The 26,538-nt window shown below is 57.8% G+C and carries 22 protein-coding genes; 9 read left to right on the top strand and 13 right to left on the bottom strand.

Going from position 1 to position 26,538, the window contains the following annotated elements; translation table 11 throughout:
- Positions 1-106: 106 nt before the first annotated feature.
- Positions 107-1,084, top strand: coding sequence for an HpcH/HpaI aldolase/citrate lyase family protein (locus tag ACR0LN_RS20165; RefSeq protein ID WP_480432187.1), 978 nt, complete (start codon positions 107-109; stop codon positions 1,082-1,084).
- Positions 1,085-1,207: 123 nt separating this feature from the next.
- Here ACR0LN_RS20165 and ACR0LN_RS20160 read toward each other — a convergent pair whose 3' ends face one another.
- The gene (locus ACR0LN_RS20160) at positions 1,208-3,643 is read right to left on the bottom strand and encodes a GcvT family protein (protein WP_480432186.1); all 2,436 of its coding nucleotides are present in this window, start codon (positions 3,641-3,643) and stop codon (positions 1,208-1,210) included.
- A gap of 190 nt (positions 3,644-3,833) precedes the next feature.
- Here ACR0LN_RS20160 and ACR0LN_RS20155 point away from each other — a divergent pair, with 190 nt between their 5' ends.
- On the top strand, positions 3,834-5,357 hold the full coding sequence (locus ACR0LN_RS20155; protein ID WP_480432184.1) for a trimethylamine methyltransferase family protein: 1,524 nt from the start codon (positions 3,834-3,836) through the stop codon (positions 5,355-5,357).
- 28 nt (positions 5,358-5,385) lie between these two features.
- On the opposite strand, the gene ACR0LN_RS20150 is transcribed toward ACR0LN_RS20155, so the two are convergent.
- The 6 genes from ACR0LN_RS20150 to ACR0LN_RS20125 all read right to left on the bottom strand — a co-directional run bounded on the left by ACR0LN_RS20150 (position 5,386) and on the right by ACR0LN_RS20125 (position 12,554).
- Complete coding sequence (locus tag ACR0LN_RS20150; RefSeq protein WP_480432182.1) at positions 5,386-6,360, bottom strand: LysR family transcriptional regulator; 975 nt, start codon at positions 6,358-6,360, stop codon at positions 5,386-5,388.
- 161 nt (positions 6,361-6,521) lie between these two features.
- Positions 6,522-7,529 carry an Ldh family oxidoreductase gene (locus ACR0LN_RS20145; RefSeq protein WP_480432181.1) on the bottom strand — a complete coding sequence of 336 codons (1,008 nt, stop codon included), beginning with the start codon at positions 7,527-7,529 and terminating at the stop codon, positions 6,522-6,524.
- A 52-nt stretch (positions 7,530-7,581) separates the two neighbouring features.
- Complete coding sequence (locus ACR0LN_RS20140) at positions 7,582-8,232, bottom strand: DUF3726 domain-containing protein (RefSeq protein WP_480432180.1); 651 nt, start codon at positions 8,230-8,232, stop codon at positions 7,582-7,584.
- A complete protein-coding gene (locus ACR0LN_RS20135; RefSeq protein ID WP_480432178.1) occupies positions 8,229-9,920 on the bottom strand; it encodes a hypothetical protein in 1,692 nt (563 codons plus the stop codon). The genes ACR0LN_RS20140 and ACR0LN_RS20135 overlap by 4 nt, the downstream gene beginning before the upstream one ends.
- Before the next feature lie 211 nt (positions 9,921-10,131).
- Entirely contained in the window at positions 10,132-11,106 is a 975-nt protein-coding gene (locus ACR0LN_RS20130; protein ID WP_480432176.1) for a membrane dipeptidase, read from the bottom strand.
- Positions 11,106-12,554 carry an aldehyde dehydrogenase family protein gene (locus tag ACR0LN_RS20125; RefSeq protein ID WP_480432174.1) on the bottom strand — a complete coding sequence of 483 codons (1,449 nt, stop codon included), beginning with the start codon at positions 12,552-12,554 and terminating at the stop codon, positions 11,106-11,108. The genes ACR0LN_RS20130 and ACR0LN_RS20125 overlap by 1 nt, the downstream gene beginning before the upstream one ends.
- A gap of 106 nt (positions 12,555-12,660) precedes the next feature.
- On the opposite strand from ACR0LN_RS20125, the gene ACR0LN_RS20120 reads away from it, so the two are divergent.
- Positions 12,661-13,557 carry a LysR family transcriptional regulator gene (locus ACR0LN_RS20120; protein WP_480432172.1) on the top strand — a complete coding sequence of 299 codons (897 nt, stop codon included), beginning with the start codon at positions 12,661-12,663 and terminating at the stop codon, positions 13,555-13,557.
- On the top strand, positions 13,554-14,561 hold the full coding sequence (locus ACR0LN_RS20115; RefSeq protein ID WP_480432170.1) for a GlxA family transcriptional regulator: 1,008 nt from the start codon (positions 13,554-13,556) through the stop codon (positions 14,559-14,561). Before ACR0LN_RS20120 ends, ACR0LN_RS20115 begins: the two co-directional genes overlap by 4 nt.
- A gap of 3 nt (positions 14,562-14,564) precedes the next feature.
- Here ACR0LN_RS20115 and ACR0LN_RS20110 read toward each other — a convergent pair whose 3' ends face one another.
- The 5 genes from ACR0LN_RS20110 to ACR0LN_RS20090 are packed head-to-tail and all read right to left on the bottom strand — an operon-like array spanning position 14,565 to position 20,104.
- Positions 14,565-15,128, bottom strand: coding sequence for a sarcosine oxidase subunit gamma (locus tag ACR0LN_RS20110; protein ID WP_480432169.1), 564 nt, complete (start codon positions 15,126-15,128; stop codon positions 14,565-14,567).
- Positions 15,121-18,075: a sarcosine oxidase subunit alpha family protein gene (locus tag ACR0LN_RS20105; protein ID WP_480432167.1), complete on the bottom strand. Its 2,955-nt coding sequence runs from the start codon at positions 18,073-18,075 to the stop codon at positions 15,121-15,123. The genes ACR0LN_RS20110 and ACR0LN_RS20105 overlap by 8 nt, the downstream gene beginning before the upstream one ends.
- Complete coding sequence (locus ACR0LN_RS20100; protein ID WP_480432165.1) at positions 18,072-18,362, bottom strand: sarcosine oxidase subunit delta; 291 nt, start codon at positions 18,360-18,362, stop codon at positions 18,072-18,074. The genes ACR0LN_RS20105 and ACR0LN_RS20100 overlap by 4 nt, the downstream gene beginning before the upstream one ends.
- Positions 18,356-18,841, bottom strand: coding sequence for a pyridoxamine 5'-phosphate oxidase family protein (locus ACR0LN_RS20095; protein WP_480432163.1), 486 nt, complete (start codon positions 18,839-18,841; stop codon positions 18,356-18,358). The genes ACR0LN_RS20100 and ACR0LN_RS20095 overlap by 7 nt, the downstream gene beginning before the upstream one ends.
- Before the next feature lie 12 nt (positions 18,842-18,853).
- A complete protein-coding gene (locus ACR0LN_RS20090; RefSeq protein WP_480432161.1) occupies positions 18,854-20,104 on the bottom strand; it encodes a sarcosine oxidase subunit beta family protein in 1,251 nt (416 codons plus the stop codon).
- A 264-nt stretch (positions 20,105-20,368) separates the two neighbouring features.
- Here ACR0LN_RS20090 and glmS point away from each other — a divergent pair, with 264 nt between their 5' ends.
- Genes glmS through ACR0LN_RS20065 form a run of 5 tightly spaced genes read left to right on the top strand, consistent with a single transcriptional unit; the run spans position 20,369 to position 25,609 of the window.
- Complete coding sequence (gene glmS, locus ACR0LN_RS20085; RefSeq protein WP_480432160.1) at positions 20,369-20,860, top strand: methylaspartate mutase subunit S; 492 nt, start codon at positions 20,369-20,371, stop codon at positions 20,858-20,860.
- Between the two features lie 17 nt (positions 20,861-20,877).
- On the top strand, positions 20,878-22,344 hold the full coding sequence (locus tag ACR0LN_RS20080) for a methylaspartate mutase subunit E (RefSeq protein WP_480432158.1): 1,467 nt from the start codon (positions 20,878-20,880) through the stop codon (positions 22,342-22,344).
- Positions 22,345-22,359: 15 nt separating this feature from the next.
- Positions 22,360-23,607: a methylaspartate ammonia-lyase gene (locus ACR0LN_RS20075; protein WP_480432156.1), complete on the top strand. Its 1,248-nt coding sequence runs from the start codon at positions 22,360-22,362 to the stop codon at positions 23,605-23,607.
- Positions 23,604-24,761 carry a CaiB/BaiF CoA transferase family protein gene (locus tag ACR0LN_RS20070; protein WP_480432154.1) on the top strand — a complete coding sequence of 386 codons (1,158 nt, stop codon included), beginning with the start codon at positions 23,604-23,606 and terminating at the stop codon, positions 24,759-24,761. The genes ACR0LN_RS20075 and ACR0LN_RS20070 overlap by 4 nt, the downstream gene beginning before the upstream one ends.
- Positions 24,758-25,609, top strand: a complete 852-nt coding sequence (locus ACR0LN_RS20065) for an HpcH/HpaI aldolase/citrate lyase family protein (RefSeq protein WP_480432153.1) — start codon at positions 24,758-24,760, stop codon at positions 25,607-25,609. Before ACR0LN_RS20070 ends, ACR0LN_RS20065 begins: the two co-directional genes overlap by 4 nt.
- On the opposite strand, the gene ACR0LN_RS20060 is transcribed toward ACR0LN_RS20065, so the two are convergent.
- Complete coding sequence (locus tag ACR0LN_RS20060) at positions 25,584-26,528, bottom strand: LysR family transcriptional regulator (RefSeq protein WP_480432151.1); 945 nt, start codon at positions 26,526-26,528, stop codon at positions 25,584-25,586. The genes ACR0LN_RS20065 and ACR0LN_RS20060 overlap by 26 nt on opposite strands.
- Between the last annotated feature and the right edge of the window lie 10 nt (positions 26,529-26,538).

The raw sequence follows: 26,538 nt of genomic DNA, 5'->3' as shown, positions 1-26,538 counted from the left end.
GGCGAAGACGGCAACGGCGAAGTCGAAGCCAAGGTCAAAGCCGAAGTCGCAGACCTCTGCGCCAAGTTTCCAATCTATCCGAACCTGTAAGTTGAAGGACAAACCTATGAGCTTTCATTCTATCGACCAAGCCCCTGCCCGCCTGAACCGCAGCGAGCTGGCCGTTCCCGGCAGCCAGCCCGGAATGTTCGAGAAGGCCGCCGCGTCTGACGTGGATGTCATCTTCCTCGATCTGGAAGATGCCGTCGCACCCGACGAAAAGGAACAGGCGCGCAAGAATATCATCGAGGCACTGAACGACATCGACTGGGGCAACAAGACCATGTCGGTGCGGATCAACGGTCTGGACACCCACTATATGTATCGCGATGTTGTGGATGTGGTCGAACAGGCTGGTGAGCGGCTGGACCTGATCATGATCCCCAAAGTCGGCACCGCCGCTGACGTCTATGCCGTCGATATGCTGGTCACCCAGATCGAGGACGCCAAGGGCTACAAGAAAAAGATCGGGTTCGAACACATCATCGAAACTGCACTGGGCATGCAGAACGTTAGTGAGATCGCAGCAGCCTCGAAACGCAATGAAAGCCTGCACTTTGGTGTTGCCGACTATGCCGCATCCACCCGCGCTCGGACAACAATCATCGGTGGCGTGAACCCGGACTATTCGGTTCTGACTGATGCGGATTTCGAAGGTGGGCGCATGACACATTGGGGCGATATGTGGCATTACGCGCTGGCTCGCATGGTGGTTGCAGCCCGCGCAAACGGCTTGCGCCCAATTGACGGACCGTTCGGCGATTTTCAGGACCCCGACGGTTATCGCGCCGCCGCCAAACGCGCTGCTGTTCTGGGCTGTGAAGGCAAATGGGCCATCCACCCCAGCCAGATTGCGCTGGCGAACGAAGTCATGTCCCCGTCCGAAGCCGAAGTCACCAAGGCCCAGCGTATTCTGGTCGCGATGTCCGAGGCTGAAGCTGCGGGTAAAGGCGCGGTTTCTCTGGACGGTCGCCTGATCGACTATGCGTCTATCCGTCAGGCAGAAGTGCTGGTGGAAAAAGCAACCCAAATTGCTGCCGCGTAACGGCGTCACAAAACATATATTGAAGTTCCCCCGCCATCACCGAATGCAATCCATTCAACGTGGCGGGGATTAGGGCATCATCATTACTTTCCCTGCAACGCGATAGTGATGGATATAGCCTTCTCAGCCACGCATGAGAGAGTGGCTCGGATCGTAGGGGGACGGCGCGATGACCTCAGCTGTGACCAGATCTCCGTACATATCCAGCTGCATCCTGGTGCCCTCAGCCGCCAGATCGGGGTTCACGAAGGCATAGGCGAGGTTCCTGCCTACCCGGTGCCCCCAATCGCCCGAAGTGATAGTGCCGACCACCCTATCGCCCCGCATCAGCGAGGCACCGCCATGCGCCGGGGCGTGGGTAGCATCAACCTGCAGCGTCACCAGTTTCTTCGTAGGGCCGTTGGCATGGCGTCTTTGCAGCGCCGCCTTGCCGATGAAGTCGCCTTTGTCCAGCTTGACGAAACGGTCCAGCGCGGTTTCGAACGGGTCGAACTCGGTCAGCAGATCGGCCTTCCAGTGCAGGAAGCCTTTCTCCATCCGCATCGATTCCACCGCGCGGGCTCCAAAGAGTTTCAGGCCGTGGGCCTCACCGGCGGCGCGCAGTGCCAGGTAAGCGGCATAGAGCGAGGCGTTAGGCACGTGAATCTCATAGGCCAGCTCGCCCGAGAAGCTGACGCCCATCACTGTGGCTGGGGCAAACCCGACAAAGCACTCGCGGACCGACAGCCATGGGAAGGCCTCTTTCGACCAGTCGCCGCGCGCACAGGTCGACAGCACGGCGCGCGCCTTGGGTCCGGCCAGAACCAGAATCGTCTGTTCGTTGGCCAGGCTACGGATTTGCACGTCTTCGTCGTCGTGCAAATGCTGGGTTAACCAGTCCATGTCGTGATATTCACTGGCAGCTGCCGAACCGTACCAGACCCGCTCGGGTCCACGGTCACTAGCGGGCAAGTTGGCGATGGTGGCCTCGCCCTTAATCATGCCGAAATGGTTCAGCAGATAACCCAAACCGACCCGGCCCGCGCGTTTGGTGACGTTGCCGCAGAACATGCGGTCGAGGAAGGCATGACGGTCGGCGCCAGTGATCTCGAACCGGTTAAAACCGTTGACCTCGCACAGGCCGACATTTTCTTGCACATTCCTGATCTCGTTCGCGACCACGTCGAAGGCTTCGTCAAAGTCGAAAGTGAGGCTGGGGTGGAAGTCGGGCGACGGCTTGATGTAGTCGACCCGTTCCCAGCCGTTCACCACGGTGAACTCGGCACCCTCGGCGGCCAAAACCGGGGTCAGTGGCGTGGTCTTGGCCAGCCGGCCTGCAGGGCGGTGTTCGTGTGGGAAGTGGAAGCGGAATTCGTTCTGATAATCCTCGATGGCCTTCAGCGAGGTCAGTTCCACATTGGCATGTCCGGTAAAGCGGCGCGGATCGAGGCACCAGGTGTCATAGCACGCCTCGCCATGTACGATCTGTTGCGCCAGCAGCCAGCCGTGGCCGCCACCTTCACCCAGACCGGCGCGCAGGCCGATGATACAGAACGCGTTACGCTTGCCAGGGATCGGCCCGACCAGCGGCGCGCCGTCAATCGTGTAGGTAATCGGGCCGTTGACGATGGAGCGAATGCCCGTCTCTTCCAGTGCGGGCATGCGTTCAAAAGCACCGGCCAGCACATCCATCACGCGGTCCAGATCATCCGGGCACAGCGCGTTAACAAAGTTCGGGTCAATCCCGTCCATGCCCCAAGGCTTACAATCCTGTTCATAAAATCCGACCAGAAGCCCACCCTTTTCCTGACGGCTGTAGTAATCGCTGATCGGGCAGCGAAGCAGCGGCATGCGGTGGCCGGCCTCGGCAATGCCAGGAATGTCTTCGGTCAGGAAATATTGATGCTCCATTGAGGCGACCGGGTGATGCACCCCCATCATCGCTCCTACTTCGTTGACACGGTAACCGCAGGCGTTGACCACGATGTCACAGCCGATGTCGCCGTGTTCAGTATGCACGGTCCAGGTGTCATCTTTGTGCTGGGTCAGCGCCGTCACCGGCGTGTTGCGATAGACTTCGGCCCCGGCTTTGCGCGCGTGATAGGCCAGCGCCTGACACAACTGCGCCGGGTCGATATCTCCATCCAGCGGGTCCCATAGTCCCCCTAGCAGGTTGGTGGTTGAGATCAGCGGGTGACGGCGGGCGCATTCCTCGGCGTCGATCACCTCGAATTCGACCCCCATGCCGCGCGCCATCGAGGCAAAATGGCGGTAGCCCTGCATCTGTGCTTCGGTATTGGCAAGGCGAATGCCGCCATCCGCGTGGTGGTAATTGATCGGGTATTCGAGGTTTTCCGACAGTTCTTTATACAGATTGATCGAATGCGTTTTCAGCCCGACCATGGTCTGGTTCATGCCAAAATTGGTGACTTGCGCAGCCGAATGCCATGTTGTGCCACTGGTCAGCTCATTGCGCTCTACCAGAACAACATCGCTCCACCCCTCTTGGGTCAGATGATAGAGCGTCGAGCATCCGGCAATACCACCGCCGATGACGACAACTTTGGTGCGGGATTTCATGTGAAGCGTGCCTCCGACAGTGCTTTGGTCGAGATTGACCTGCACATTGGCTTGGTTCGCAATGAATTGCTTATTAGTCTCATGAAATCGAACTCTAATTTCGAATTTTTCGACCTAAGGTAGAGAGCCGTTGAAATTGTGTCGTCCAGGCTTCTTCAATCACGCCAAAATCTGAACAAAAGGAACGCAGATGACTGGGCAGCGTGGAAAAAGGGGAGGGCGCCGCGAGCGGCTGGCACAGCGCGCTGCAAAGCCTGTCTTTGACCCTTGTCCACCTGGTCAGATTGGCGGCACATACAAACCGCTCAGCGATGCCGACTTGAGACGAATTTATGATACTGCGCTGGATCTGCTGGAAAAGTTGGGTGTGGGTGAAGTGCCCGAGCGTCTGCAAAAGGATCTGCTGGGCATTGGAGCCATCGACAATGGCAATGGACGCGTCCTGTTCCCACCTGCACTGGTGGAAGAGGCAATCGATCAAGCGGCCAAAACCTTTACGCTGCACGGTCGAGACCCTGCGCGTTCGATAGAGGTTGGGGGGAACAAGGTTTATTTCGGCACCGGCGGAGCCGCGGTACAGACGTTGGATATGGACAGCGGAGTTTACCGGCCCTCGACGCTGGACGACCTGCACAACCTGACCCGGCTTCAGGATACGCTTGCCAATGTCAGTTGGTATACGCGCTGTTGTGTCGCCACTGATGTAGAGGATAATTACGATCTGGACGTCAATACCGTCTTTGCGTTGCTTAAAAACACGACTAAACCAACGGCAACCTCGTTCACACTGGCCGAATACGTAGCCCCGATTGTCGAAATGCTGGACATTGCCGCCGGTGGGCCGGGCGAGTTTTCCAAACGTCCCTTCATGAAGGCGCATATCAGTCCGATGATCTCGCCCATGCGCTATGGCGAAGACGCGGTGGACGTCGTTTATGAATGCATCCGGCACAACATTCCGATCTCGTGCATTACCGCCGCGCAGGCTGGGGCCACCGCACCAGCCACGCTTGCCGGGTTTCTGGCGCAATCACTGGCCGAGACTCTGGCCAGTCTGCTGATGGTTCACGCTATCCAACCGGGCTTTCCAATGGTTTTTTCAAACTGGCCACTGGTGATTGACCTGCGCACCGGAGCGTTTTCCGGCGGCAGCGGAGAAACCGCGGTGCTCAATGCCGCGTCGGCGCAATTGTCGAACTGGCTCGGGCTGCCCTCAGGGGTTGCCTGTTCAATGACAGACGCCAAAGCAATTGATGCGCAATACGGTATGGAAAAAGGCATCACCTCAATGGCGGCGGCACTGGCCGGAGGCAACCTGATCTACGAAAGTTCGGGCATGACCGCCTCACTCTTGGGTGTAAGTTTCGAAGGCTTTGTGCTGGATGACGAAATGCACTCGAACACCTACCGCGCCTTGCGAGGGATTGAGGTGACGGAAGAGAACCTCGGTTTCGATGCCATCTGCGATGCGGTATTGGGCGAGGGGCATTTTCTGGGCGGTCAGCATACTTATGCCGCGATGGAGCGGGATTATTTCTACCCCACACTCGCCGACCGGGATGAACCACACACATGGGCGCAAAAAGGGGCGCAAGACGCTTGGGGCCGGGCGCGGGCCCGGGCGCAGGAAATATTGGCCGAACACAAGCCGCAATACCTGACGCCCGAGCAGGAAAAGGAAATTCGCGCGCGGTTCAATATCCTTCAACCGTAAGGGCATCAGCGTGCCCGGCAACGGTCGTTCAGGTGATCAGCTGAAAGCTTTCCCCAAGCCAGGGGTTGCTTTGCGTTTGCTGTGAAATCGCATGTTGCGTGATCAGAACGCGCATCTTGCCTTCTACCAGCTCCAGGATGGACCGGGAGCAATCCGGTGTCGCGACAATGGCCAATGTGCGTGAAAAACTCTTGCCCGGAAAGCGATGCATCCTGAGCTTGCTTTGAAAACGCTGTGCGCGGGAAAACAGCAATGGGGTCGTTATGGTCCATCCAGCCCCTGACGCAACCATAGCCATCAAGGTCTGGTTGTTGCTGCATTCGAAATTGGACAGGGGCGACAGGCCCAGTCGGCGCATCTGTGACTCGATCTGCCGGGCAATGATCAGATTGCCTGAGAATTTCAGGAACGGCAGATTGCTGCGGCCCTCGACGATATCGGCCAGAGGATGCTCGCAGCCGCGCGGCAGAACCACAACGAAAGGGTCGCGCAGCAACGGGCGCTCTTGCAGATCGCGCATTCGCTCACTTGGTGTGGTCGTGATCCCCAGATCAAGGTGTCGACTGCGCAGCATGTCGATGATCGTATGGCTCGAATCCGTCTGGTACATGAAATCGCAACTTGGCATGTACTGTGACAGGAAAACGGCCAGCTCGGGTATGATATCGCTGTCAAAATCTTCTATCGTCCCCACACGCAGCAGGCTCGCCTCAGAGATGCTTCCGGCTGAAGCCTCGGCTTTGGCTTTGCGGATCGCGAAAAGTGCATCATCAATGTTGCGCAGAAAGACCTGCCCTTTGGGGGTCAGCACCATTGGCCTGCGTGAATGGTTGAAAAGCTCGATCCCCAGATGATCTTCGAGGTTACGTAAATGATGCGACACAGTGCTAATTGTCAGACCCGTTTCTTTGGACGCCGCCTGAAGTGATCCCTTGTGAGCGCAGATCTGAAAAAGCTCCAACCACTTGAGGCTCAGGTCCTTCGCATTCGAGTGTCGAGGCATTGGTTTCTTTCATTTCCTTGAGGCTGGAAGCACGTTAATTCGAAAGAATGAAAGTTTTAATGCCAATTTGTCGAATAAAGAGACTAAGTGTCAGGTGATGGAAAAACCGTTCAAACCCTCACCCGCATCTCAGTTCACTAATTGGTAACGCGCTTCTTGTTTCAAAGAAGCGCGCGGACCTTTTCAAGAACGGCCGCGTTAACCGCGACCCCCTCAGTAGCCGCGCGCTCACGGCATTTCTGACGACCGTCGCCCGGCAGACGAGCACCATCCTGCGAGCGGAACGACTCGATCAATTCGGCAAGCTTGTCCCGGAAAACCCCGCCAGCTGTTGCCTGCGGGTCAATTGCAATAAAGAACTGACCGGTTTTGGGCGGACCACCCGCAGTCCCTGAAAACGGACTGGCAACGGAGCCAAGCGTGGCACCAGTCATAGCTGCGGCCATCAACTCAACAGTCAGGGCAATACCTACGCCCTTGTACCCGCCCGACGGCACCATCGAACCTTTCAGGCCAGCCTCGGGGTCTGTGGTGGGTTGACCGTCGGCATCCAGCACCCAGCCTTCGGGCACAGACTTACCCTCGCGCGCGTGTTTCATGACTTCGCTTTTAGCGATTGTGCTGGCGGACTGATCAATTAACAGTGCTGCATTCCCGTCTGTATCAGGTGCGGAAATCGAAAACGGGTTGGTTCCAAGGACCGGCTTCGCTCCACCCGATGGCGCGATCGACGCAGGGGCGTTGGTAAATCCGATTCCTAGCAAACCAGCTTGCGCCAGACGCTGAGTATGCACGCCCAGAACACCGCAGTTATACGAGTTGTTGATGGCCAGAACCGCAACGCCTTGCTCGCGGGCAAGTGGGATCAGTTTCTCAAAACCCAGATCAATCGCGCTGTGGGCAAAGCCGGTGGCTGCGTCTACTGTCACGACCGCTGGGCGTGGTTGCGCCACCACCGGTTTGGCCGCGCCGTCCACTTTGCCGCATTCAACGTGCTGCGCGTAGATCGGGATATAAGCCAGCCCGTGCGACGCCACGCCGTCCGCTTCGGTCATCGCCGTAGCAACGGCCAGAGGTCGAGCGTTTTCCTCGGATGTTCCGGCTTTAACAAGCACGCGAAAGGACAGATCTTCGATCTCGGACAGAGACAGAACTTCAGTGGCGGTCATAGTATGTTCCCGTTCGTACTTTTTATGCGCCCCTACAAACGGGGGCAGCGTTTCAGTCGTTGTCGCTCAGGCCTGCGCCCGCACCACGAAGGCGACTTTCTTCGGTTGCGGGTGCGAATGTGCGGTGGGCAAAGACGCCGAGCCTGTTCCAGTTCTCATCAGAAACATCGGCACGCATGACCGGTTCACGGCGGCCAGTCATATTGGCAGGCGCGCTAAACACCAGCTTGTCCGCGTGGCGTGCCTCAAGAGCCTCGGGCGAGGCTTGGACGCAAACTTGCTGCCCGTCGGTTGCCAACCGCGCGCCTTCCCATTCGGCTGCAACCGGTACACCCAGACGCAATGCTGCGCCCCCCATGAAAGGCACGGCCAATAACGGGAGGCTCACGTTTTCCATGGTGATTGACCCCCGATCCATCAAACGCACAGCGCAATCGCTGAGAGACGCCCCCGCGATCAGCGGGCTCATACGACGCGTGGGGGCGTGCCAGACTTCGGCGCTGAGCGAGACGGGCGCGACGTCAATCGATGGGATGCGGTCGTTCATTTCCAGCAGGTCGGCCAGCAACCCGGCCCCTGAAAACCCAAACGCCGACAACCATCGCGTGCCTTTGGCGGCCTCTTCGGCCAGACCCCACGACAGGCCCGCACCGCGTGCGGCGCGTTTGCTCATGGCCTCGATTTCATTCAGCGAATGGCTCATGTAGCGGCCTCTTCAAGTTCGGGGAAGACCCAGTAATCTGCGTTCTCGGAATTCAGTTCGTGCGGCAGAGGCGCATTTCCATACATGCAGATCCGAACCCAGCGATCCGAACGGGGATCGAATTTGGTCGCGCCAAAGAACGACAATTTGCAACGCAACATGTCGATGGGCAGCACCCGGTCCGAGATCGTATTGTCTCGGATTTCGGCATAAGGCGCGCGACCTACGATCTGAACGCGGCGCAGGGCGTGGCGGTGTTCGGGGTGACGCAGCAGGAAATCCGCAACCTGCGCCTCGTCCGACCAATGGGCCAAAGCCTGAAATAACAACGCTGCGTCCCGACCGGGGGCCAGAGGTTGCTCGTACTCCTCGATGGGTTCCTCAAAGCGTTCGCCCAAACGCGGCTCCAGCTTCTCTTCCGAGACATACCAAGCGCGTGCATTGCTGGCTGGCGTTGACCAGTCCGTTTCCAGCGCCCAGCCATAGATATCTTTCAACAGTACCCTTAGATCGCCAATCTTCATCGCGCCAGAGATGCGGAAAGTGGCGGTATTGTCCGCCGCCATACCTTCGGCAAACGTATCAACCAGCGCCCCGTATGGTTCAAGCATCAACGAGGCAATCCACTCCTGCCCTTCAAGGGTCAGGTTCTGCTCGGCCCAGGAATAAAGCGTATCCCATGGGTGATCTGCGCCAAGGTCGGCGGTTGCCAGATAGTCATTAACCTTGGCGATATCTGCCCTCAGGGCAGCAAGTTTCTCAACCTGGATTGGGTGTTCGGAATGCCAAGTTTCGACAATCAGCAGATTACGCGACAGCACGTCCCGGAACAGAGCTATTTCCTCTTCGCTTGCCTTCTCGACCCCGCGCACAGCTTGAATTGCGCTTTCGCGTGCCGCCATCCAGTTGTTGAACAAAACCGGGTGGTTCAGCAAAAACGGCGCCATACCCAAACCCGTCGAATTGCCGATCCCCATCGAGCGAGCAATCCCAGCATCCAATTTGGCGGCTTGGGTCCCGTCGCTCGCCGCGCGCGCATTGGCCATGTGTTGCACCAACTCGGTTACGAACCAACGTGTCAGGTAGACCGACAGCATCTCAACCTGGAACGGTGCGCGGAATTCGGGGCGGTCGGCAATCATCTCACGGTCAGCCGCACCCAACTTGCCCGAGCCGTAAACGGCCGTGGTGCGCATCAGATAGCCCACGGCGTCGATTTTTTCAGCCGACGGCTGGCGGCCATCGGCGAGTTCGATGACAACATGTTCCCAAAGACGTACAGAGCGGTTGGCGCGAGATACCGATAATTCCCTTCCGGTCACTCGTCCGGCTTCCTGCACCGGGATGTTATGCGACAGGCGTTCGATGTCATCTGCGGTTGGGACACCATCAAACAGGGTAAAGGTAGCATCCCACGCCTCGGCGATTACCCGATCCGAGCGTTGCTCGGGTGGCAGGTCATGAGCGTATGCGATCAGGGAGTAGGACCGTTCGGGTCCGTGGGCAGTAAAGACCGCATGGCCTACGCCGTTGGCATCAATCTCAAACGCGGTTTTCTCGAACCGCCAGTTCTCCCGGGCCAGCCGTCGCGTAAGGATGCGCATGAATGAAAGGCGCGATTGATGCATTGAGCCAAGACGAGCAAGGCGCATTACCAAGTTTGGGTCACGACGGGGAACGTCAATCATTCGGTGCCTCCTCCTCAGGTCTTTTTCAGTATTACCTGAAATCGTCAGACGTTTTGATGATCCGGTCAGGCCAGCCCAACTTGGCGCATTCAGCTTCCCTTGCCTTTTGTGCGGTGTTTAAAGATGCTTCAGACATCTCTCCTCCGATCAAAGTAGTTGAGCCGTACCATAAGGGAAGGCGGTGATCGCATTCTTGTTTTGCTGGCCTGCCTCAGCCGAGCGGTTTGAAGTTGTGGTCAAAGAAACGGTACCAGTTGCCACCCATTATCCCGGCGACCTCGTCGTCATTCATGCCTGTGGCGCGCAGGCCAGCTTTGATGTTTCCGAAATCGCGGTTGTCCTGAAACCAATGCGGCATAGGCGGAAAACCGGGGGCCGAGGCCGAGCCTTCGCCATAGTCGATCTCTTTCGTCCAGCGCCCCACACGCATCCATTCCACGATGCTGTCCGGTTGATCCTGACACAGGTCCGTGCCGATCCCCAGATGCTGCGCGCCATATTTGTCTGCCGTGCGGGCAATCATCTCGCAGAAGCTTTCCAGAGTGCAATCGGACTTGTCTTTCAGGTGGTGGGGATAGACTGAAAAACCCAACATCCCGCCGTTTTCAGTCACCGCGCGGATCACCGCTTCGCGCTTATTGCGCAGGGCTGGCGACCATTCGTGCGGGTTGGCATGTGTGATCGCGATGGGTCGTTCGGAAATCTCAGCCGCCTCGATGGTCGAACGGTCCGCCGAATGGCTCATGTCTACGACAAGGCCCACCCTGTTCATTTCCTTGATGACCTGTTTGCCCATACGGGTGATGCCGGTGTCTTCGGCCTCATAACAGCCGGTCGCCAGCAGCGACTGGTTGTTATAGGTCAACTGCATAAACCGGGCGCCCAGATCGTGCAGAATCTCGACTAGGCCGATGTCGTCCTCGATCGGAGACGGGTTCTGGAACCCAAAAAACACAGCCGTCCTGCCCGTTTCCCGCGCGATATCGATGTCACCGGCCCACCGGCCTTTCATGATCAGGTCCGGGTATTGCTCAAACCACCGGTTCCATTTCTCGAAATTCAGAACCGTTTCGCGGAAGTTCTCATGATAGGCGATGGTGACATGGATCGCGTCCACGCCCCCTTCGCGCAACTGGCGGAACACCTTTTCCGACCAGTTGACGTATTGCAGGCAATCGATCAACATCAGACAGGACCCGCGCTGATATAGGCGGTTTTGACCGTGGTGTAGAACTCGGCCGCGGCCTTGCCCTGTTCACGCGGACCATACGAGCTGTCGCCGCGACCGCCAAAGGGCACGTGATAGTCGGTGCCCGCGGTGGGCAGATTGACGGTGACAACACCGGTGCGCGCATTGCGACGGAAATGGGTGGCGCGTGCCAGTGATTTGGTCACGATGCCCGACGTGAGGCCAAAGTTGGTGTCGTTGACGACGCTCAGTGCTTCGTCATAGCTGCCGACCTTGATGACGCTGGTAAGCGGCGCGAACATTTCCTCGCGGTTGATGCGCATGTCGTTGGTGGTGTTCAGGAACACGCCGGGCGACATGTAGAAGCCTTCATGCGGCATCTCCAGACGCTGACCACCGCAGGCCAGTTCTGCGCCTTCGGATTTGCCCAGATCGACATAGGCAAGGTTTTCGGTCAGCTGTTGCTGGCTGACGACTGGGCCCATCTGAACGCCCTCTTCCAAAGCGTGGCCAACTTTCATCGCCTGCGCACCCGCGACCAGCTTTTCTACGAAAGCGTCGTGAATACCCGCGTGCACCACGAGCCGCGAGGATGCCGTACATTTCTGACCGGTGCCACCAAACGCGCCACCCAGTGCCAACGTCACCGCCAGATCCAGATCAGCGTCGTCCATAACAGCCAGAGCGTTTTTAGACCCCATTTCCATCTGAACCTTGGTCAGATTCTGGATCGCGGCGGACGCGATGCCTTTGCCCACCGGAACCGATCCGGTGAACGAAATCGCGTTGACCTTGGGGCTTTCCACGAGGCGTTGTCCGATGGAACGCCCCGAGCCCATGACAAGGCTGAACAGCCCTTTGGGGATGTCCTGACGGTTGATGATCTCGGTCAGAGCGACAGCCGACGCCGGAGTGATGTTGGCAGGCTTCCAGACCACCGCGTTGCCATAGCACAGGGCGGGCGCAATCTTCCACGAGGCGGTCGCCGTCGGGAAGTTCCAAGGGCTGATGATGGCGACAACACCCACAGCTTCGCGGCGCACGTCAATTTCGATGTCAGGGCGCACAGAGTCCGCGTTCTCACCGATCTGACGCAAGCACTCGGCGGCGTAATAGGTGAAGAACTGACCAGCGCGGTAGACCTCGCCCTTGCCTTCGGCCAGCGGTTTGCCCTCTTCCCGGCTGAGCAGCGTGCCCAGTTCTTCGGCGCGGGCCATCAATTTGTTACCGATAGCGTTCAGAACGGCCTGCTTACGCTCTAGCCCGTAAGCCGCCCACTCGCGCTGTGCCATGCGTGCCTGATCCAGCGTTGCTTCAAGCTGATCCGCGCTCGCTTGGGCAAACATACCGACGAGGTCGCTCAAATCCGACGGGTTGCGGTTTTCGATCTCACCTTCACCGGTGACCCACTCACCAGCAATCAGGTTCTTTTGAATGTCAGCCATAGCCGTCGCCCCATATAGAATATTCTTGTCGGATATGGACTCTTTCCCAGCAATCAATCAAACTAAAATTATTGAATAGTATTTCAGTTAAATTGAAGCTCTCACGATGACACTCAAGATCGAAATGCTTCGTGGTTTTGTCGCGGTCGCCCGCAGTGGCAATCTGACTGACGCGGCCATGGTCCTGAAACGAACTCCTTCGGCCGTGTCAATGATGCTGAAGCAACTCGAAACGCATCTTGGCGAACCACTGTTTGAAACAGATCGAAAAAACAAACTTACCGCACTGGGAGAGTTCGTTTTCGAGCAATCGGAACAGGAATTACAGCATTTCGATAACACGGTTCGCGCCATCGAAAATTTTGCTGATGCCAGCATGGGGCACGTCAGAATCGCGACGGTTCCTTCGATCGCCGGGACGATAATTCCACGCGTTATTTCAAAAAATTTAACAACTTACGACAAAGTTCGAATTGATCTGCGGGACATGGACTCAAAGTCAGTCCTGCACGAGTTATCGCGGGGTCGAATTGATATCGGCATTGCAACATTGGGTGTCGCGGTTCCTAGCCTGCACAGCCAACTGTTGCTGACCGACAGGTTTGGCGTTCTGCTCACACCTGAGCATCCATTGGCACACGACGTTGGTCCCATCGGGTGGAACGCGCTGCAAAACGAGAACCTGATCGCCAACAGCCTGTCCGAGAGCATACCCGGAACAGAGGCAGAAGAACTGCATGCAGCATCCCGCTTTTCAGCGCACAATCTCACCTCTATTCTCGGGATGGTTCGGGCTGGAATCGGCATCACGATCCTGCCGGAAATGGCCGCTATTTCTGCTGGACACTCCGATCTGGTGTTTCGCCCACTGGCAGATGAGACCGCTAAACGGCAAATTCATCTATTGCGAAGGGCCGATTCGGCGCTTTCGCCGGCAGCACGAAAGCTAGAGAATGATATCCTTGAAACAGTCGGCGAACTCATGAAAGAGCAGCGACAATGACGGATCAGCTAGACCAGATATCGCTTGGGATTTTGATCTTCCCCGGCTTCCCCATGGCGTGCCTGACCTCTTGTATCGAGCCTTTGCGCGCGGCAAACGAGATCTCAGGTCAGGACGCCTTCAGTTGGCTCGTCGTTGCTGAACATGACGAACCGGTTCAATCCTCGGCTGGCGTAACCTTTTTTCCCGACAGTACATTGGCGCAAACCAAGGCGTTGACGCATCTTCTGTTCGCATCCAGTCCAAACAGTGTATTCGATAACCCGTCAAAGGCGAATGCCGCACTTCAGCGTCTGATGCGTTCCAAGACACGGATCGGCGCGATTAGCGGTGGAGTCTTTCCGCTGGCCCGAACACGGTTGACTGGCGAAAATCCATTGTCGGTGCACTGGTGTTACGAGGCCGCATTTCAGGCCGAGTTTCCCGAAATACCGATACACGGGACCGTCATTTGCGAAGAAGGGTCTATTACCACGATCTCAGGCGCATCAGCCGTGTTCGATCACATGCTGGCCCTTATCGAAAATCGATTGGGTGGCGACGTCATGACCGAAGTGGCCTGTTGGTTTCAGCACCCGTTCATTCGCAGCGGGACCGTGACCCAAAAGGTGCCTGCGATCTCGACCGCGCAAAGCCAGGACCTGTTGCCGAAACAGGTTGCAAAGGCCATTCAGCATTTTGCCGAGCATATAGAAAACCCGATCCAGATCAGCGAAGTGGCCGAAGCCGTGGGTCTTTCAGCAAGGTCTCTGGAACGCAGTTTCAAAAAGGCCACCGGGCACAGCCCACTGACCTATTACCGCAGGATGCGAATGAATCAGGCCCGGCAGTTGGTGCTTTATACAAATGACCCCATCGCCGAGGTTGCCTATATGGTCGGCTACGCTACGCCCGGTGCGTTCATGCGACACTACCGTGAGACATTTGGCCTCACGCCGATCAGTGACCGGCGTGCCAAAAATTCGATGCGCGTGAGTAGCGACGATGTGCTGCCATCGGGCTGACGCTCAGGCAACGGATTTCGCTGCTGCCACCAAACCGTGATGCAGTGATCCGGCCGAAGACCGGGGGCCGATAACGGCCATGCGATCCTCGGCCAACCGCCACAGGAAGACACCCAGATGTTCAGCTGTGGTCCGGATTGCTGCGCCCGGCTGCATCGCTCTAACTGGGGCATTGCTCAGCCGTTCGAACAGATCGCACAGGGCCAGCCCCTGTACGTCGAACCGGCACCAACCGTCGGTCTGTTCGGCAACAGACGCTGCATCTCCTACAATCTGTTTCAGTTCAGCGGCCAGCAGCTCGTGGCTGTCATGTGGCGCTGTGATCATCCACTGATCCGGCCCTGTCCAAAACGCGGCAAAGGGCGCGGCCTCGGCGGATTGACCAGCCTCGGGCAAGGCCAGACCGATCTTGCCAGCCAGTGCTGTTCGCACGGCGTCCGACTGATCCGTCCGCGCCGCGATCGAGGCCAGCGCCTTATCCACGACTTCGGTGATGGTAATCGTGCCGATGGTGTCGGTACGGGGTGCGTCGCCGCCCAGCGGGGTGGTGGGTTTCAGTTTATGCACGAAGCTTCTCCCCTTCCGGGTCCACGAAATGAGCGCTGACGATTTCGACCAAGATCTCCTGACCTTCCAACGGGTTCACCAGACGCAACTTTTCACCCTTGCGGTCGAACCCGCCTTTGACAAAGCCAAGCCCGATCGAACTTTCGAGGATCGGTGAGTAAGCCGCCGAGGTGACGTAGCCCTGATCATGAGCCGCATCGACAGGCCCGTTGGCGTTCATAAGATGGCCGCCTGCAGTAACTGTATCTTTGGCGTCTACCGGCTTCAGCCCGACCAGCGCCAGCGCATCCGGGCTGTTCAGCCCCTCGCGGCAGCTGAGTACATTGCCGATGCAGTCTTTTTTGGTGCTGACCATGCGGCCCATGCCAAGGTTCAGCGCTGTGGTCGTGCCGTTCAGTTCATTGCCGGTTGCATGACCCTTTTCGATCCGCATGACACCCAATGCCTCAATCCCGTAAGGAACTACGTCGAACTCTTCGCCCGCCTCCATAAGCGCGCGCATCATCGCGTCGCCATAGCGTGTGGGCACCGCAATCTCATAGGCCAGCTCACCCGAAAATGAGATGCGGAACAGCCGTGCCCGAAGGCCGCCGCAAACAGAGATCTCGCCGCAGGCCATGAACGGGAACGCCTCGTTCGAGATGTCGAATTCGGAGTCCACGATCTTTTGCAGCAACTTGCGGCTGTTTGGACCAGCCACGGCGTATTGCGCCCAGGCCTCGGTGGTCGATATCAGTTGAACGTCCATCTCGGGGCACAGACATTGGCGCACGAATTCCATGTTGCGGTAGACCAGAACCGCGTTGGCCGTGGTGGTGGTCACAACAAAATGGTCCTCGGCAAGACGCGCGGCAGTGCCGTCGTCATAAACAATGCCGTCCTCGCGCAGCATCAGGCCATACCGGACCTTGCCCACAGGCAGTTTGCCAAACGCATTGGCGTAGATCATGTTTAGGAATGCTGCGGCATCTGCGCCCTGCACGTCGATCTTACCCAACGTGGTCACATCGCAGACACCGACCGAGTTGCGGGTTTGCAAAACTTCTCGGTCCACCGATTGCCGCCAATGGGTTTCGCCCGTGCGCGGGAACCATTGCGCGCGCAGCCAATTGCCGACTTCGACAAACACTGCACCCTGTTCCTCAGCCCATTTATGGCTCGGGGTCAGACGGGTCGGGTGGAAATCTTTGCCGACCGCACGACCGCTGAAGGCACCCATCGCTACTGGTGTATAAGGGGGGCGGAAAATGGTCGTGCCGGTTTCCGGGATGGACTTGCCGGTCAGCTCCGCCATCACCGCCAGTGCACCCACGTTTGAAGTTTTGCCCTGATCCGTCGCCATGCCCAGCGTGGTGTAGCGCTTGAGGTGTTCGACCGAGGTGAAGTTCTCCTGATGGGCCAGCTTGACGTCCTTGACGGTGACGTCGTTCTGATAATCCAGCCACGCGCGTTTTGCGCCTTTAACGTGCCAGAACGGAGTAATCGATACTGGCGCGTCTGCGGCGGCAGGCAGATCGCCAAGCGACGCCGTGATCCCCAGATCAGCAAGCGCTGACATCGCCGCAGTTGCACCGCCTTGCAGCGCCGCATTTGTGGTTAGTTCGCCGTTGGCCGCACCAGCAACGAGCTGGCCAACGGGCAGCCCTTCGCCCGGAACAAACGCATGAATATCGGCGTTCCACACAGGGCGGCCGCGCTGATGGCATGTCAGGCCCAGATTCGGGTTCCAACCACCAGACATCGCCAGCGCCTCACAATGCAGATCGCGGGTATAGCCCTTGTCGGTACGCACCTGAACCGAGGTCAGGCCAAGCCGACCCGAAGTGTTGATGATTTCGGCACCTTTCAGAACCTCGATGCCGTCAACATCCGCCGCATCCGGGCGCGTATCGACAATGGCCGGAACCTTGACACCTTGCGCCATCAGATCGCGTGCTGTCTGGTGTGCATCATCGTTATTGGCAAACACCACGACCGATTGCGCAGGCGTTGTAGCCCAGCGGTTGGCAAAGGAGCGCACCGCGCCGGCAAGCAAGATACCGGGTCGATCGTTGTTTTCAAACGCGATGGGGCGTTCAATTGCACCGGTCGCGATCAGTGCGCGTTTTGAATAAATCCGCCACAAGGTCTGACGTGGCTTGTCCGCCTCGGGCGCAATCAAGTGATCCGCGTTGCGCTCAACCGCGCCATAAATGCCGTGATCATAAGCACCAAAAACGGTTGTGCGCGGCATGACACGCACATTCTTCATCGACGCCAACTCGGCCAGCGCCTGCGATACCCAATCTGCGCCAGACATATCAGCCAGCGCACCAGTCTCGGCAATCAGACGACCACCCATGCTGAAATCTTCATCCGCCAGAATGACCTGTGCGCCTGCACGTCCAGCGGTCAGTGCAGCCGCCAAACCTGTCGGGCCTGCACCAACGATCAGCAGATCACAATGTAGGAACCCTTTGTCATAGAGGTCGGGATCGTCCTCTCCGGTTAAACTGCCCAAACCGGCGGCCTTGCGGATGATTGGCTCATACAGCTTTTCCCAGAACGCCTTGGGCCACATGAACGTCTTGTAATAGAAACCCGCCGTCAGAAAATTAGAAAACCGGTCGTTTATCGCCATAAAGTCGCGTTCCAGCGACGGCCAGCGGTTCTGTGAATTCGCGTTTAGCCCGTCATACAGCTCAGCCACGGTGGCGCGGGTGTTGGGCTCTTGCCGCCCACCCGAGCGCAGCTCGACCAGCGCGTTTGGCTCTTCACTGCCTGCTGTCAGCGGCCCACGCGGCCGGTGATACTTGAAAGACCGCCCCATTAGCCGGACGCCGTTGGCCAGCAGGGCCGAAGCCAGGGTGTCGCCTTCAAACCCCTGATAGGACCTACCGTCAAAGGTGAAATTCAGTCTGGCGTCACGGTTGATCAACCCGCCCTTCAGACGATTGCTTTGGGTCATCGTGCAACCTTTCCTGCCGCCTTGGCCACGTCGCGTGCCAGTTCGACTTTCAGAATTTCATGCGTGAGCGTGTTGCGCGTCACGACCAGCCACGACCGGTCGCCTTGTTCATGGAACCACAATTCGCGGTGTTCGCCCGCCGGGTTGTCACGCAGGTAGAGATAGTCGTGAAACGCCTGCACCGCGTCATCAGCCTGCCAGTCAGGTCGGTTGATCAACGAGGCATCGCCCATATAGGTGAACTCCTGCGCGTCGCGCGGGCCAAGCAAAGGGTGATTGATCAGCATTCTTCAACCTCCAACCCCTTATGAATGATGTTTATATCGCGAACCCGCTGCATCCACTTGGCGCGCAGTTCTTCGCTGGTGACACCCATGTCATACGCAGGTGTCGCCAGTGGTTTGCAGGCCGTCACGTCGATGACCACAAAGCCAGAGAACATTGGCTCCATTTCGGGCCAGCGATTGGTATACGCAGGGCGCAGCGACGGGTATCGCGCGTCGTCACGCGGAACAAAGCCGGCCTTACCTTGAACCAGAACGCCTCGGCGCGTCAGAATGTCAATGAAGTTGACCTCGACTTGCGGACGGATCGCGATGTTCGACAAAGTGTCAGGCGACCGCATTTCGGCAAAGCCAATTGTGGTGTCGTCGTGGACAACAAATGTCCCTTTCGGCGAGACGTTCGGATTCCCATCCGCATCTGCAGTGGCAACAAAGCCAAGATGCCAATGCTCAATCAGATCGCGAGCAAACTTGTTTAGCATGTACCTTGTTCCTCAATGCAGGTTGGGTTGGGGACCCGCCCCTTTTTCGTCAATCACGTGCCCGGTCATGAACCGGTCAAGCCGGTATGCAGTGGCCGTCTCATGGGGGCAGTCGGTTTTTAGAAGATGGGCAAAACAGTACCCGGATGCAGGCGTCGCCTTGAACCCGCCGTAACACCAGCCGCCATTGAAATAGAGCCCGTCGATATGCGTCTTGTCGATAAACGGAGAACCATCCATCGACATATCCATAATCCCGCCCCAGCTGCGTAGCAGCCGCGCACGACCCAGCGCCGGGATCAGGGACATACCGCTTTCGATCACATCCTCGACCACGGGCAAATTTCCGCGTTGGGCGTAGGTGTTGTACATGTCGATGTCACCGCCAAACACCAGACCACCCTTGTCAGACTGACTGCAATAGAAATGACCTGCTCCATAGGTTATGACGCCGTCGATGATCGGCTTCAGCCCCTCGGACACGAACGCCTGCAACACGTGGCTTTCGATCGGAAGACGCATCCCCGCCTTCTCCATCACACGGCTTGAGCTGCCCGCGACAGAAACGCCGACCTTTTTGGCACCTATAAACCCGCGCGTCGTATCGACACCCAGAACCTTGCCGTTTTCAATGCGGAAACCGGTCACTTCGCAGTTCTGAATAATATCCACACCGCGCATATCTGCCCCGCGCGCATAGCCCCACGCCACCGCGTCGTGGCGTACCGTGCCGCCGCGACGATGCAGCAGGCCACCCTTGATCGGAAACCGCGCGTCGCTGAAATTCAGGAATGGATACATCGCGCGCACGCCTTCGGTATCCAGCAACTCGGCATCCGACCCGTTCAGGATCATGGCGTTACCCCGCCGCCGCGCCGCGTCGCGCTGCGCATCTGTATGGACCAGGTTCAGAATCCCGCGCTGGCTAACCATCGCGTTGTAATTGAAATCCTGCTCAAGGTTTTCCCACAGCTTCAGCGAAAATTCGTAAAACGGCTCATTTCCGTCCAGTAAGTAGTTCGAACGGATGATTGTTGTGTTCCGCCCGACATTGCCGCCACCAATCCAACCTTTTTCCAGGACCGCAATGCGCGCGGCGCCGAATTCTTTGGCCAGATAATACGCCGTGGCAAGGCCGTGCCCCCCACCACCCACGATGACATAGTCATAGGCATCCGCAGGCGCGGGGTCGCGCCATTGCGGACCCCAGCCCTTGTGGCCGGTTACGGCCTCTTTGAAAAGTCGCAGCGCCGAGAATCGCATGAAGGCTCCTATTCGTTGCAGCCTTTAGTCTGCGCAGTCTGATGCAAGTTTTTCAGCATCAATTTCGGACAGAAGGGTGCTCAGATGCGACATCTGAGACCAGGGCAACCGCAATAGCACCGAGATGGTCTGAATCTGACGGTTCACGCCATCATGATTTTTAGTAAGCTTCCCTTATCTTTTTTGCATTGTTCATCATTAACGTTTACTGAAAAAAGAATCATCGCTACGAACCGTGAAAGCGCGACAGAGGAGTAGCGAGAAATGTTCGACGCCAGCACGACATATAAAATTGTATTGGGAGTGATCGGCGCAGATTGCCACGCGGTAGGGAACAAGATCTTGGACAGCCTGCTGACTCGGGCCGGGATCGAGGTCGTGAATCTGGGTGTGATGGTCAGTCAGGCCGAATTCGTGGCCGCCGCTTTGGCAGAAAACGCGGATGCGATCCTGGTTTCATCTATCTACGGGCACGGTGAAATTGACTGCCAGGGCCTGCGCGACCGCTGCCAAGCTGCCGGGATCGGCAATGTCCTGCTTTATGTTGGCGGAAATCTGGTGATCGGCAAACAAGATTTCGCAACGGTCGTCACCCGATTTGAAGACATGGGCTATGACCGTGTCTTCCCAGCTTCGGTAAATATCGACGAGGTCGTAGTGCTGTTGAAAGACGATATCGACATGCGGCGCCTTTCGAATATCGGCCACAACTCGGGCGCTTTTGCCTCGGGCTTCGCCGACTGGGCCGCAATCTAGCGAAGGCAGATGGTGACATGACCGGCACGCCAGAAATCACGAATTCCAAGCTGCCCGACGCCGTTTTCGATGCCGAGCGCGAAGGCGTATTGCAATCGTGGCACACCGGAGCCGACGTAGAATTCAACGCGGGTGTGACCCGCCAGTTGGAACTGCCCGTGGAAAAACGCTTTTCCGCGGCACTGGCTAATGCCGACGAGACTGGAAAAACGCTGCTGCAACCGCGCGCCGGTGTCGCTTTGCTGCGCGAACACACCGCGCTGATGCAGGGCCTGACCCCTTATTGCGACGTGCTACCCACAACGATTGACGCCTACACCCGGCACAACCGCTATGACGAAGCACAGGACGGCATCGACCGATCTCGTAAGGCAGGCAAATCTCTGCTGAACGGTTTTCCGGCCGTGAACCACGGTGTCCGCAGTTGCAAACAACTGGTGGACACGGTCGAAAAACCGATACAAGTGCGCCATGGCACACCTGACGCGCGCCTGCTGGCCGAAGTCACCCTCTGCTCGGGCTATTCATCCTACGAGGGCGGCGGGATTTCGTATAACATCCCCTACGCAAAAAACATCCCGCTGGAGCAGTCGATCCGCCACTGGCAGTACTGCGACCGACTTGTGGGCCGCTTTGAAGAACATGGCGTACGCATCAACCGCGAGCCGTTTGGCCCGCTGACCGGGACTCTTGTACCGCCGTTTGTATCCCATGTTGTTGCGATCATCGAAGGTCTACTGGCTTTGGAACAGGGTGTCCGCTGCATCACGCTGGGCTACGGTCAGGCGGGCAATCTGGTTCAGGACGTTGCAGCGCTGCGGTCTCTGCGGCGACTGGGGCACCACTATTTCCAAAATGCAGGCTACCACGATTATCAGCTGTCCACCGTGTTCCATCAGTGGATGGGCGGCTTTCCCGCGGATGAGGCCAAGGCAACAGCCGTGATCTGTCTGGGCGCGTTGGCAGCCAAACAGGCGCGGGCAACCAAGATTATCGTCAAAACACCGCACGAGGCCAGCGGCATCCCCTCGCTTGAGGCGAACCAGGCCGGGCTGAAGGCGACCCGCCAGATGGTCAACATGATCGCCGACCAGAACCGCAATGACGGCAACGAAATCCTGACTGAGGTCGAAGTGATCGAGTCCGAGGTGCACGCGGTCATGCGCGCCGTTTTAAAGCTGGGCAAAGGCGACATCGCGCGCGGAGCCGTTCTGGCTTTTGAATCCGGCGTTATGGACGTTCCCTTCGCCCCCGCCATCGGAAACGCCGGCAAGCTGACACCCGTGCGCGACAATCACGGCGCATTGCGGATCTTCGAGACCGGAAACGTACCGCTACCCAAAGATGTCATGGCCTTCCACCGTGATCGTATCGCCGAACGCGCGCGCTCGGAAGGGCGAGAGGTCTCCTTCGACATGGTGGTTGATGACGTCCGCGCCATTTCCGCAAGCAAACTCATCGGTCGGCCCACAGCCGCAGCCTAACGCACAGAGACTGTCATGAAGATCAAGAATGTTGTTTTCGCACCGGGGCTTGCCTCGTATTATTTCGACGATCAGGCGGCGATCAAGCAAGGCGCAAAGCAGGATGGCTTTGTGTACTGCGGGAAAGCCGTGACCGATGGGTTCGCACGCGTCCGGCAATATGGAGAGAGTGTTTCGATCCTGCTGGAACTGGAAAACGGCCAAATCGCCGAAGGAGATTGTGCCGCCGTGCAGTATTCCGGTGCCGCCGGGCGTGATCCGTTATTTCTGGCCTCATCCGTCATCCCCTTCCTGCAGGAACATCTGGGCCCCGTTCTGATCGGGCATGACGTAACCAGTTTCCGCGAAAGCGCAGCATTCTTTGACAAGCTTATTGTGGATGGCGAACCTCTTCATACGGCTGTTCGCTATGGTCTGTCGCAGGCATTGTTGTCGGCGGCGTCTATTGCCTCGGGTAAAATGAAATTTGAGGTCATCTGCGACGAATGGGAACTGCCAGCCGTGGCCTCCCCCCTGCACCTATTCGGGCAGAGCGGTGATAACCGCTATGAAGCCGTGGACAAGATGGTGCTGAAAAAAGTCGACGCCCTGCCCCATGGCCTGATCAACAACATCCCGCAAAAGCTGGGCGAAAATGGCGGCAAACTGGCCGAATACATCACCTGGCTGTCGCGCCGCATTCAGGATCTGCGCACGGATGAATGCTATCACCCGGTGCTGCATATCGACGTCTACGGCACGATCGGGATGATCTTTGACAATGACGCGATCAAGATCGCCAACTATCTCGCAACGCTGGAACGCCGCGCGGCCCCCTTTGATCTGTATATCGAAGGGCCCGCGGATGCAGGGTCCAAAGACGGGCAAATCACGTTGCTTCGCGATATTCGAGCTTCATTGCGGGCGCTTGGTAGCAAAGTGAAAATCGTGGCCGACGAATGGTGCAACACGTTCGAGGACGTGGTCGATTTCGCCAACGCCGATTGCTGTGACATGGTGCAAATCAAGACCCCCGATCTGGGCTCGTTGCACAACACAGTCGACGCGGTTCTCTACTGCAAGGCCAACGGCGTCGCCGCGTATCAGGGTGGCACCTGTAACGAGACCGACATTTCCGCCCGCGCCTGTCTACACGCAGCAATGGCCACCAGACCTGATCGCGTTCTGGTCAAGCCCGGCATGGGCTTTGACGAAGGCATGACCATTGTCGCCAACGAAATGCACCGCACCCTCGCGCTTTTGAACACACGAGCTGCCGCATGACCGATACCTCTTTCAAACCCTATGACGGCCTGCTGGTCGTTTCTCTGGAACAGGCCGTCGCTGCGCCGTTGGCGTCATGTCACTTCGCCCAAGGGGGTGCTCGGGTCATCAAGGTCGAGCGCGACACCGGCGATTTTGCCCGCAAATACGATGGCGCCGTCAAGGGATCGGCCTCGTATTTCGTCTGGGCAAATCACGGCAAGGAAAGTCTGTGCCTGGACATCAAAAACCCGGACGATGCCGCACTGTTGCACCGCATTCTGGACAAGGCGGACGTGTTCATCCAGAACCTCGCGCCCGGAGCCATCGCCCGCGCAGGTTTTGGCGAGGACGTTCTGCGCAAACGCAACCCGCGCCTGATCACCTGCGATATCAGCGGATATGGCGAGGATGGGCGGTATAGTGACATGAAGGCCTATGACTTTCTGGTGCAATGCGAAAGTGGGTTGGTTGCGGTCAATGGCGCGCCCGGTCATCCCGGTCGGGTTGGCGTCTCGGTGTGCGATATTGGGGCCAGCATGAACGCGATCATCGGCATCCAGAAGGCCTTGATTGCGCGTGGGATCAACGACAAGGGTAGCGCGGTCAAGCTGTCCTTGTTCGACACCGCCGCGGATTGGATGACAGTGCCGCTGATGCATACGGACTATGCGGGCAAAGCCCCGCAACCGGTTGGCCTGCACCATCCCTCCATCGCGCCTTATGGCGGCTTTACAACCGCAGATGATGAGATTCTGGCGATCTCAATCCAGAACGAGCGGGAATGGAAGCGCCTGTGCGCCGATGTGATTGACCAGCCCGAGCTGGCCTCTGATCCCCGGTTCTGCGATGCCGCCAAGCGGGTCGCCAACCGGACCGAGCTGGATGTCATCGTGGCCGCATACTTTGCGCGCTACAACCGGTCTGAACTGGAAACGAAACTATTTGCTGCAGCCATCGCATATGGGGCCGTGAACTCGGTCGGTACTTTTGCGAAACACCCGCAGCTGCGCCGAACGCCAGTAACGTTGGAAACCGGGGAAGAGGCACATCTGGTTGCCGCCCCGGTGCGTCACAGCTTTGACCCCCATACCCCGCGATTTGGCCGAGTGCCCGCATTGGGTGAACACACATGCTCTATCCGATCCGAGTTTACCCAAACGGTTGCCGCATGATCCGATCCTACCTGTTCACCCCGGCACACCGGCCTGAGCTCATATCCAGAGCGCATGAACGTGATGCGGATGCGATCTTGCTGGATCTGGAAGACAGCGTGCCGCGCGACCACAAACAAGCTGCACGTGAAGGGCTGGCGCAAGCCGTTGCCGGTTTGAAAGAGAATGGAATGTCGGTCGCGATCCGGGTGAATGCTGATCTGGGCGAATGCGTTCGCGACCTCGAGGCCGCTGTTTTACCCGGTGTTGATGCAATCATGTTGCCCAAGGTCATCGGCGCTGATCACCTGCGTCTGGTAAACGAATATTTGTCGATGCTGGAACGGCAGGCTAGACGGCCTGCGGATCAAATCAAACTCATCGCATTGATCGAAACGGCCCAAGGGTTGCTGAATGCATCTACCGTTGCAAAGGCGACCCCGCGCCTGACTGCTCTGGCCTTCGGGACCGAAGATTTTTCCACGGATTGCGGTCATGAGCCCACGGTTGACGCATTGAAAGGCCCTGCGCAAACTTTGATCCACGCAGCCCAAGCAGGCGGGCTTATGTCCATCGGGCTTCCGGGCAGCATCGCCGAAATCAATGACATGGACAGTTTCCAAGCCAGCGTCGAACTTGGGCGCGCAATCGGTTTTGACGCCGTCATGTGCATACATCCGCGTCAGGTCGGAGTGGTGAACGCCGTGTTCACGCCCAGCCCTGCAGAAATCGAGCACGCCACAAGTGTCGTCGCAGCCTTCGATCAGGCTGTTGAGCAAGGTCTGGCCGCAGTCTTGCTGAACGGAAAGATGATAGACCCACCCATCGTGACTCGGGCGAAAGCTATGTTGCAATCCCAGCGTCTTTAAAGAATCCCGCCATGAATGCAGGACCTTTCTGATCGACAAAGTCTCGAAAGGACCGCGCCGCCGGACGCAGGGGTTTGTTCCGCATATGCAGGACAAACCAATCGCGGTACTCCGGCATGCCCTCGACATTCAGAATTTTCAGCTTCCCGGCCATGGTTTCCAATGCAATCGTGTGCGCCGAGATAAAGGCCAGCCCCATATTCGCCATGACCGCCTGTTTGATATTGGCATTGCTGTCCATTTCTTGCGCCTTGGGCTGCGGCAGGTCGGATTCCGAGAAGAAATGCTCGTGCACCATTCTTGTCCCCGACCCACGCTCTCGCACCAAAAACTGGTGGTGGGACAAGTCCGACCGGCGAATCCGGCTGGACCGAACCAAGGGATGATCCGGGTGACCGATCAAAACATAAGGGTGTTTGGCAAACTGGTGCGAGGTTGTCTCAAGCCGGCGCGGCGGTCGCCCCATCAGCGCAAGATCAATCTGATCAGTATCCAGCATCTCAATCACGCTGCGGCGGTTGGCGATCTTGAATTGCAGATCACATTCCGGGTGCTCCTGTTGAAACTGCGCAAGCAGATGCGGCCCAAAGTTCCGTGCCGTCGACACCATCGCCACACGAACCCGGTGATCCAGCTTACCTTGCAGGATCTGAACCACATCCACCGCTTCGGCCAGCGTTTCTGTCATGCGTTCCGCATAAGGAACCAGTGCGGTGGCAACCTCGGTCGGGATCACGGAACGACCGGACTTTTCGAATAGGGCTGCACCGAATTCCTCGCTTAGCCGGCTCATCTGCATCGATACCGCAGGCGGGGTCAGGGATAACCGCTCTGCCGCACGCACAAAGCTGCGCGTCTCTATCGCCACCAGAAAAATCTGCAGCTGCCGCAGAGTGATTTTGTCTGAGGATGGCGGCATTTCTGCTCCT

Source organism: Ruegeria sp. AA6 (assembly GCF_056542865.1).
The sequence above is the reverse complement of the archived record's forward strand: the minus strand, read 5'-3'. Positions and strand labels throughout refer to the sequence as shown.